The 8,453-nt window shown below is 43.9% G+C and carries 9 protein-coding genes and 1 pseudogene; 5 read left to right on the forward strand and 5 right to left on the reverse strand.

What is annotated here, in order from left to right; translation table 11 throughout:
- Positions 1-97 precede the first annotated feature (97 nt).
- The 3 genes from argS (at position 98) to L5L97_RS22200 (ending at position 3,092) form a co-directional block, all read left to right on the forward strand.
- Positions 98-1,843, forward strand: a complete 1,746-nt coding sequence (gene argS / locus L5L97_RS22190) for an arginine--tRNA ligase (RefSeq protein WP_105251263.1) — start codon at positions 98-100, stop codon at positions 1,841-1,843.
- A gap of 3 nt (positions 1,844-1,846) precedes the next feature.
- Positions 1,847-2,563 carry an SPOR domain-containing protein gene (locus tag L5L97_RS22195; protein WP_168825699.1) on the forward strand — a complete coding sequence of 239 codons (717 nt, stop codon included), beginning with the start codon at positions 1,847-1,849 and terminating at the stop codon, positions 2,561-2,563.
- Between the two features lie 304 nt (positions 2,564-2,867).
- Positions 2,868-3,092 carry a hypothetical protein gene (locus L5L97_RS22200; RefSeq protein ID WP_263183617.1) on the forward strand — a complete coding sequence of 75 codons (225 nt, stop codon included), beginning with the start codon at positions 2,868-2,870 and terminating at the stop codon, positions 3,090-3,092.
- A gap of 181 nt (positions 3,093-3,273) precedes the next feature.
- Here the strand turns inward: L5L97_RS22200 and L5L97_RS22205 are convergent, their stop codons facing one another.
- The 3 genes from L5L97_RS22205 to L5L97_RS22215 are packed head-to-tail and all read right to left on the reverse strand — an operon-like array spanning position 3,274 to position 5,630.
- Positions 3,274-4,212 (reverse strand): SPFH domain-containing protein, encoded by a 939-nt coding sequence (locus L5L97_RS22205; protein WP_168825701.1) that lies wholly within the window; start codon positions 4,210-4,212, stop codon positions 3,274-3,276.
- On the reverse strand, positions 4,212-5,147 hold the full coding sequence (locus tag L5L97_RS22210) for an SPFH domain-containing protein (RefSeq protein ID WP_105251260.1): 936 nt from the start codon (positions 5,145-5,147) through the stop codon (positions 4,212-4,214). The genes L5L97_RS22205 and L5L97_RS22210 overlap by 1 nt, the downstream gene beginning before the upstream one ends.
- A gap of 12 nt (positions 5,148-5,159) precedes the next feature.
- On the reverse strand, positions 5,160-5,630 hold the full coding sequence (locus L5L97_RS22215) for an NfeD family protein (protein WP_113940097.1): 471 nt from the start codon (positions 5,628-5,630) through the stop codon (positions 5,160-5,162).
- Positions 5,631-6,106: 476 nt separating this feature from the next.
- Between L5L97_RS22215 and L5L97_RS22220 the strand changes: the two genes are divergently transcribed.
- The gene (locus tag L5L97_RS22220) at positions 6,107-6,859 is read left to right on the forward strand and encodes an outer membrane protein OmpK (RefSeq protein ID WP_028759442.1); all 753 of its coding nucleotides are present in this window, start codon (positions 6,107-6,109) and stop codon (positions 6,857-6,859) included.
- A gap of 102 nt (positions 6,860-6,961) precedes the next feature.
- Here the strand turns inward: L5L97_RS22220 and udp are convergent, their stop codons facing one another.
- Positions 6,962-7,720, reverse strand: a complete 759-nt coding sequence (udp, locus tag L5L97_RS22225) for a uridine phosphorylase (RefSeq protein ID WP_105251257.1) — start codon at positions 7,718-7,720, stop codon at positions 6,962-6,964.
- Positions 7,721-8,133: 413 nt separating this feature from the next.
- On the opposite strand from udp, the pseudogene L5L97_RS23010 reads away from it, so the two are divergent.
- Positions 8,134-8,205 (forward strand): annotated as a pseudogene (locus tag L5L97_RS23010) (YdcH family protein); the annotation flags it as partial.
- Between the two features lie 7 nt (positions 8,206-8,212).
- On the opposite strand, the gene L5L97_RS22230 reads toward L5L97_RS23010, so the two are convergent.
- The coding region (locus tag L5L97_RS22230; protein WP_263148716.1) for an integrase core domain-containing protein at positions 8,213-8,453 on the reverse strand (241 nt) is incomplete at its 5' end.

Raw genomic sequence — 8,453 nt, forward strand, 5'->3', positions numbered from 1 at the left:
AAAAATCATCGGGAAGATAGCAATTGTTAACCACAAACGGCTAAAATATGCGGTTATTCCCTGTATTCACTCTTAAAGTTAGTGCCGATTAGAACCCATGAAATCACATATCCAATCATTACTTGAACAAACTCTAGAATCCTTTAAACAACAAGGTATTGTGCCTGCTGACTTTGAAGCACGCATTCAGGTAGATCGAACCAAGGATAAGAGTCATGGCGACTTGGCAACCAACTTAGCCATGATGCTAACCAAGGTCGCAGGCAAGAATCCACGCGAATTAGCCCAACTGATCATAGATACCTTACCGGCTTCGGCTTTTGTAGCTAAGGTTGAAATTGCAGGACCAGGCTTTATCAACTTTTTCATCAACGACAGCGCCTTAGCAGATCAACTGCAAAATGCCGTCAACGATGAGCATTTAGGCATTAAGTTACCGACACCACAAACCGTTGTTGTCGATTACTCTTCACCCAACCTCGCCAAAGAAATGCATGTAGGCCATCTACGTTCAACCATCATTGGTGACAGTGTTGTGCGTGCGTTAGAATTTTTAGGCCACAAGGTTATTCGTCAAAACCATGTGGGCGACTGGGGCACACAATTTGGTATGTTGCTGGCCTATATGGAAGAGCTGCGCGCCAAAAATGGTGAAGAAGCTCAACTTGAACTGTCTGATTTAGAAAACTTTTATCGTGCCGCTAAACTGCGTTTCGACGAATCAGCAGAATTCGCAACCCGCGCTCGTCAGTTAGTGGTCGAACTGCAATCTGGCGACGAGTATTGCAACAAACTGTGGCGCGAATTTAACGATATTTCGTTAAGCCACTGCCATGAAGTCTACGCCCGTTTAGGTGTGAGCCTGACCCGCGCCGATGTACACGGCGAAAGTGCTTATAACGCCGATCTCGAGCAAGTGGTTAAAGATTTAGATGCCCAAGGTTTATTAACCGAAAGTAACGGCGCTAAAGTCGTATTCCAAGAAGCCTTCCGCAACAAAGAAGGTGAGCCACTGCCTGTTATCATCCAAAAGGCCGATGGCGGCTATTTGTATGCCACCTCAGATCTTGCGGCAATGCGCTATCGCTCGAACGTGTTAAAGGCCGATCGCGTCTTGTATTTTGTTGACCTACGTCAGGCACTGCATTTCCAACAAGTCTTTAGCCTAGCGAAACTGGCTAAGTTTGTCCGTGAAGATATGTCATTAGAACACTTAGGTTTTGGTACTATGAATGGCGAAGATGGCCGTCCATTCAAAACCCGTAGCGGCGGTGTCGTTAAGTTAGTTGACCTGTTAGAAGAAGCCAATGTGCGCGCGCTAGAACTCGTTCGTAGCAAAAATCCTGATATGGATGAGGCCACGCTGACTGAAATCGCCCGTGTCGTTGGGATCAGCGCCGTTAAATATGCTGACTTGTCAAAAAACCGCACCAGCGATTACATTTTCAGCTTTGAACAAATGCTCAGCTTCGAAGGCAATACCGCACCTTACCTGCTGTACGCTTACACCCGTGTTGCGGGCATATTCAAGCGAGTAACCGATCTGGATCTCAGCCAAGCGAAAATCGTGCTTGAGCATGAAAAAGAGAAAGATCTCGGTAATAAGTTGGCGCAGTTCGGTGAGATCCTCAATCGTGTTGTCGATAAAGGTCAGCCGCACGTACTGTGTGCTTATTTATATGAATTAGCGGGTGCTTTCTCTAGCTTCTACGAAGCTTGTCCAGTGCTTGCCGCCGATAATGACGCGCAAAAGAACAGCCGTTTATTACTCGCGCAACTGACGGCTCGTACGTTACAAAAAGGCCTAAATCTACTCGGTATTGAAACCTTAGAGCGGATGTAAGCCATGAGTAATCGCGATTATGCCAATAGAAGGCCGCAGTCGGGCGCTAAACCGCGCCCAATCCGCGCGACTCGCCCAACTCGAGCAAAGCCTTCACAATCTAAATCGGCGCCGCGTAAGAAGCTGCCGCTGACCTTGATAGGCTTTGTCATACTCGCTGTGGGTTGTTTCGTCTATTTCCTGTCAAGCATTAAAGATAATGCTAAGCAAGAAGTGAAGCCGATACCCGCTCCAGCCAAGAAAACGGAAGTACAAGTTAAGCCTCAAGAGACAGCAGTGCTTACTCCTAAGGTCAAAGAACCTGAACGCCAAGCGGTCGTTATCCCAGTAGAGACAACTGAAACTGCTGAGCTTATTGTTCCGCCAAAGAAGGATCCTAATGCTCTGCCACCACAACCAAAGGAAGAATGGACCTATCTCAACGAGCTTGAAAATAAGCATGTTGAGGTCGATATTCCCGATATTGTTGCGAGCAGAACACCGATGCAATATCAGTTGCAGTGTGCTTCTTTCCGCCAAGAATCACAGGCGAACGAGATGAAAGCCGTCATCGCTTTCCAAGGTTTAGAGGCGCAAGTGAGACAAGTCGAAGGTACAACCGGCGTATGGTACAAGGTTGCTTTAGGCCCCTTCGAGCGTAAACGTGATGCAGAGCGTAAACGTCATACACTGCAAAAAGCGGGAATTAATGGTTGCCAGATTCTGGCGATTCCTAAATAAGGCTTTAGCCTACTCCTGATAGACTATTAAGAATAAATAGCGGCCAGCGTTTTATCGCTCGTCGCTATTTTTTTATCCGTTACTTATTGATTCTGCCTACCCATAAAAACTCAGTTTTAAACAACAACTCATTTCAAATTTGCTGATATACTAAATTTATAACCCATTATTTAAAAACAACAAAATCCTTTATTAAGAAAGATTAATATGCAGTTTAATTGACCTAGATCAAACTTAGGCGTATCTCTTAATTAACAGCAAGACCGCTGTATCTGTGTCAAATCCAACCTCAGGGTGAAGTATTATGAATGCATTAATCGAGATAGAAGCCACCGAATTCAGCCAATTGTTCAAGAGTGGCGACATGCTGGGAATTAGGATGTTTATGGAACATGTGCGCATGCCGCTGGATGTTCAAGACAAGATTTATGACGAAATTTCTGCGCTTCAGCATTTAGAACAAAACCAAATTGCCAAGCTCATTGAAACCCACGCCCATTCCCAAATTCATGAACGCCTAGCATATTAGCCTTCCATTCAATGAAAAATTTATCTATGCCCAACTGCAGCTTCTGGCGGTTCATTCAACAGAAGCTGTCTAACCCACCCACTCTCCATCACACAGAATCAAATTTCAGCCAAAAAATAAGGCCAAACACCTGAGTATTTGACCTTAATGAACTAGCTAGTTTCAGATTTTAACCACAGCCTTAGCTCGGTTTTTCTTCCGTTAAGCCTATGCTATTCATCCAGTAATCGAAATCCACCATATTACCCGGCAATACGACTCGACTATTCTTCTGGCTTAAGCCATCGAGCTGTTTAAAGTATTGCTCACCGAGTTGCATCCGCAGGGCATTGTGACCACCCGGTGCGGCAATAACAGAGGCGAGACGTTCAATCGATTCTGCCGTCGCACGGGAAATGGTTAAAATTTCCTCAGCCTTACCTTCGGCTTCGTTAATCCGGCGCTGCATCTCACCTTCAGAACGGTTTACCGTTTCAGCTTTAACCCCTTCAGAACGGTTAATTTTACTCTGTTTGTCGCCTTCACTCTTAGCCAATAATGCACGGCGCTCACGCTCGGCATTTACTTGCATTTCCATGGCATTTTTAACGGTTTCAGGTGGTGTGATATTTTTTATTTCATAACGATGCACACGTATTCCCCACAGGGCACCCGCTTGATCTAAGACTTGCACTACCTTAGCTGAAATCACATCACGCTCTTCAAACGTACGATCAAGATCAAGTGTCCCTATGACAGAGCGCGTCGTCGTTTGCGCCAACTGAATTGCTGCATAACGATAATCGGTAATACCATAGCTGGCCTTCACAGGGTCAGTCACAGAGATATAAATCACCCCATCCACTTCAACGTTTACTTCGTCGCTCGAGAAACATTCCTGCGGCGGTACGTCGATGGTTTCTTCTTTCAAATCATGAATAAAAGCCACTTTATCCACAAAGGGGATCAAAGTATGGAACCCCGCATCTAACGTACTGTGATACTTACCTAAACGCTCAACAATAAAAGCCGATTTAGTGGGTACTAGGCGGATCGATTGAAATAGTTTAATCACAAAAATGGCAAATATTAGTCCCCAAATTGCCATCACAATCAAATCTGTATCTACTGGAATATTCATTATCGCGCTCCTTTGCCAAGATTATTCTGGCCACTCATAGTCTGAGTGACTTGCTCCATGCCTTCGAAGAAACCTTCAAGTTTTGCCATTTCAGCGGGAACAACAGAGACTTGTGCATCATTGAGGATCTTACCAACTTGAGCAATAAACTGTTCTTTTAATAGCATATTCATCGCATCTGTACCGCCATTGACGGCTAATGCTTGCGAGATCATTGCCATACCTTCGGATTTTGCTTTGGCTATGATAGCGATCTCCTGACCTGTACCTTTAGCTTCATTAATCCGTTTCTGTTTTTGACCTTCTGACAGGTTAATGGCCTCTTGGCGCTCACCTTCAGACATATTGATCATCGCGGCTTTTTCGGCATTCGCTAAGGTGATTTCGGCACGTTTACGGCGTTCAGCTTCCATCTGCTTCTCAAGAGTGTGGATCACATGGCGTGAAGGCGTGATATTACGAATTTCATAGCGCAATACCTTGATTCCCCATGGCTCGGAAGCCTTATCTATTTCCCGCACGATTGATTCATTTAAGCTATCACGTTCAGAGAAAGTCTCACTCAAACTCAGCTTACCGATTTCAGATCGCATAGTGGTCTGAGCTAAATTCACCGCTGCTTTACGGTAGTTTTCAATACCATAACTCGCCAATTTGCCATCCATCACTTTTAGGTAGACCAAGCCGTCCACTTCAAGTTGAGTGTTATCTTTGGAGATACAACTCTGTGGCGGCACATCTAATACTTGCTCACGGGTATCGTGACGGTAGGAGACGCGATCGAAAAAAGGGATCAAAAAATGAAATCCAGGGCTTAATACTGCGCGGAATTTGCCAAGACGCTCAATGACATGCACTTCACGCATCGGCACAATTAACATCAACTTATAAAGAATAAAAAAGATAAATAAAATGACTAAGGTAAATACAAACATAGATTCCATCCTTTAGTTTTTGGAAGCTTCTATTGAAATAGGCTCAACGACTAGAGCGATATTTTCACGACAAATAATTCTGACTTCGGTACCCGCCTCAATAATGCTGCCATCGCCAAGCGCTGGCCATTCACTACCTTGAAACTCCACCCGCCCGGGTGTTTGCCCAGGACCTATAGTCTGCTTTACGCGAACAATTTGATTGTATAGTTCGATTGCTTCATCCGTGTTATCCACATGGGAATCACCACCAACGAGCCTCTGAGTGACTTGTCTGAAAGCCAATAACAACACAATGGCAGAGATAAACCACAGGGTCATGCTCTGCACGACACCTTCGACCAGTCCTATGCCTAACGCACCTGCCACGACTAAACAAGCCGCACCCAGCAACACTATTATGCCACCTGGAACCACTATTTCGGCGAGCATTAACACTAAACCAATCACTGCCCACACTAAAATCGGATTTGAAAACTCCATATTTCCCCCTGAAATGAGAGTGTCCTTTACTGCACTATAACAGCAGAGTTTCGGATAATCGACATAATATGTCAAAATTTACCCTATCAAAACGCACACTCAATCACCTATGACTTAATCCTCATTCTCCCATATCCGCCCACGAAAGCCGTTAGGTTGTTTTAAAATTAAGCATAATCAATTCAAAAAGATAGCAAAAACCCAATCAATAAGCAGCACGATAACAACAAAACCCATTAAAAATCAATTATCTAAAAATCAAATCCCTCACCTAATGATTATGTGATTTTGACAACAACATTCGATAAAAACTTTGAATAAATGTAAATTTTTGCATATATTGCCCCCACTTTTGAGCAAGTCCTTTGACGTACACTCGCGCTAGGTTTGAACTTACCCATCAAACCATGCCATAGGTCAGAGAGCGGATTGAGTAAGACACGAATTAACTTCGACCTATACAACAGGAAATAACAATGAAAAAAACATGCCTATGCCTAGCACTAATGCTTTCTCCTCAAGCATTTGCGGGTGACTTAGTACAGTGGTGGGATTTCAGTGCAACAGCCCTCTATGGCGAAGACTACGATTTAGCGCCATCAGATAAACAAGCCACTATTACCTTAGAAACGGCTGGCGGCTGGAAATACGGTGATTGGTTTGCCTTCCAAGATTTTATCTATTTCAAAGGTAACGACACGGGCATGGAAAGCACTACCTATGGTGAAATTTCGCCACGTTTTAGTGCCAGTAAAATTCTTGGCGAAAAAATAGCCTTTGGCCCAATAACAGACTTGTCTCTAGCGTTAACCTATGAAGAAGGTGAAGGCCCAGTCCACAGCTTACTTTACGGTTTAGGGGTTGACGTAGCAGTACCATACTTCACTTATCTTAACTTTAACACCTATCGCCGCGATGGTATGAGCACTGGTAACAATAGTGACGGCTGGCAGTTCACTCCTGTATTTCGTATCGATATCCCTGTTGGATCTGCCAACATAGTACTCGATGGCTTTATCGACTGGGTATTTGCCACCGACGATAACGGCTACGAGGAGAACTTCCATTTCAACCCACAGCTAAAATACGATCTCGGAAAGAGCCTGTTCGGTGATCATCAAGCCAATAAATTATTGGTGGGTATCGAATACGATCTGTGGACCAATAAATACGGTGTGAAAGGCGTCGATCAAGACACTTACTCTGTGATTGCTCAATACCATTTCTAATCAGTATCGGCATAGTTTTAAAGCAACAAAAAAGGTGCCATTGGCACCTTTTCTATTCTGAGCACTCACTTTGCAGGGGAGTGTTGCTTAGCTTACTAAAAATTAAGCTAACAATTTTTTCGCTGCTGCAACCACGATAGAAACCGCACTCACTTCAGTTTTCTTCATTGTGGCTTCATTAGGAATTTCTTGTTGGGTGCGGTTTACAATCACACCAGCAACGCAGGCTGCACGCCAACCTTGAGTGGCACACATAGTGAACAAAGTGGAAGACTCCATCTCATAGTTCAGTACGCCCATATCTTGCCATTCTTTCATTGAACCCGCGAAACGACGCGTTACACGGCCTGTGACAGTGTCATAACGCTCTTGGCCTGGGTAGAAAGTATCAGAAGAAGCTGTTACGCCAATGTGTGGCTCAACACCAGCATCGCGACACGCTGCAACCATAGCAGTGGTACATTCAAAGTTTGCAACCGCTGGATATTCCATAGGTGCAAAATGTAAGCTCGCGCCATCTAAACGTACTGAAGCTTGAGTAACAATCACATCACCCACATTAACATGAGGTTGGATTGCGCCTGTAGTCCCTACACGCAGGAAGGTATTCACACCTAATTGTGCAAGTTCTTCTACTGCGATAGAAGTAGATGGACCACCGATACCAGTTGAACACACTACTACTGGCTTGCCATCGGCATACGCTAAATAGCTTGTATACTCGCGGTGGCTAGCAAGAAACGTCGCATTATCCATTAGTTCGGCAATACGTTTTACACGCTCTGGATCACCAGGAACGATTGCTAAGGTTGCACCATCGAGCATCGCTTTGGTCAAACCTAAATGAAATACATCAGCCATTGTGAAAACCCCTTTCATTTTTGATAATTAAATTCTTATAAAATCGACTTTAACCTAGTATCGAAGCGGTGAAGGTTAACTTGATCACAGAATTATCGGCAAGAAGTAATTGTTTAGTCGTAATGAAATTACCAACTACACCAGCATCTGCTCACAAGATAGCAAATTTGCCCATATTTCGAATGTCAGTCTGATTTATACCAAACAAAGTGTGAACCAGATCCTGAACTCATGCCAGAGTCTGTGGCAACAAATGCCTAAGACACTGATTTAAAATAGATTAAAATAAATCATCCATTAGTATTAATCTAAGTGACCGCTAAAAGTGATCTAAGTCACGTTTAACGACTTGGTATAAGGTTAGGGTTAAGGCGTAACCTGAAGTGTAGTAAATGACGACAAGGAGAATGCCGATGTTTCCAGAGTACAGAGAATTAATTTCCACCCTGAAAACCCAAGATGCTCATTTTCAACGTAAGTTTAATGTAGTGGTCAAGTAAAATTGGCCACGATTTTAGAGTCATTCCAATATAAACGTTCTGACTCATTTGGCGTTAACCCACCATTATATTGATGGGGTCTGGTCTCACTGTAATATCCAGTGATGTAATTTGTGATCTCTTTATCTGCTTCTGTAAAATTCCCATAACCATTGGCGGGTATCCACTCAGATTTCAAACTTCTAAAGAAACGCTCCATTGGTGCGTTATCCCAACAATTCCCGCGGCGACTC

Origin of the sequence: Shewanella sp. SM71 (genome assembly GCF_025653905.1) — a bacterium.
GTDB classification, from domain to species: domain Bacteria; phylum Pseudomonadota; class Gammaproteobacteria; order Enterobacterales; family Shewanellaceae; genus Shewanella; species Shewanella oncorhynchi.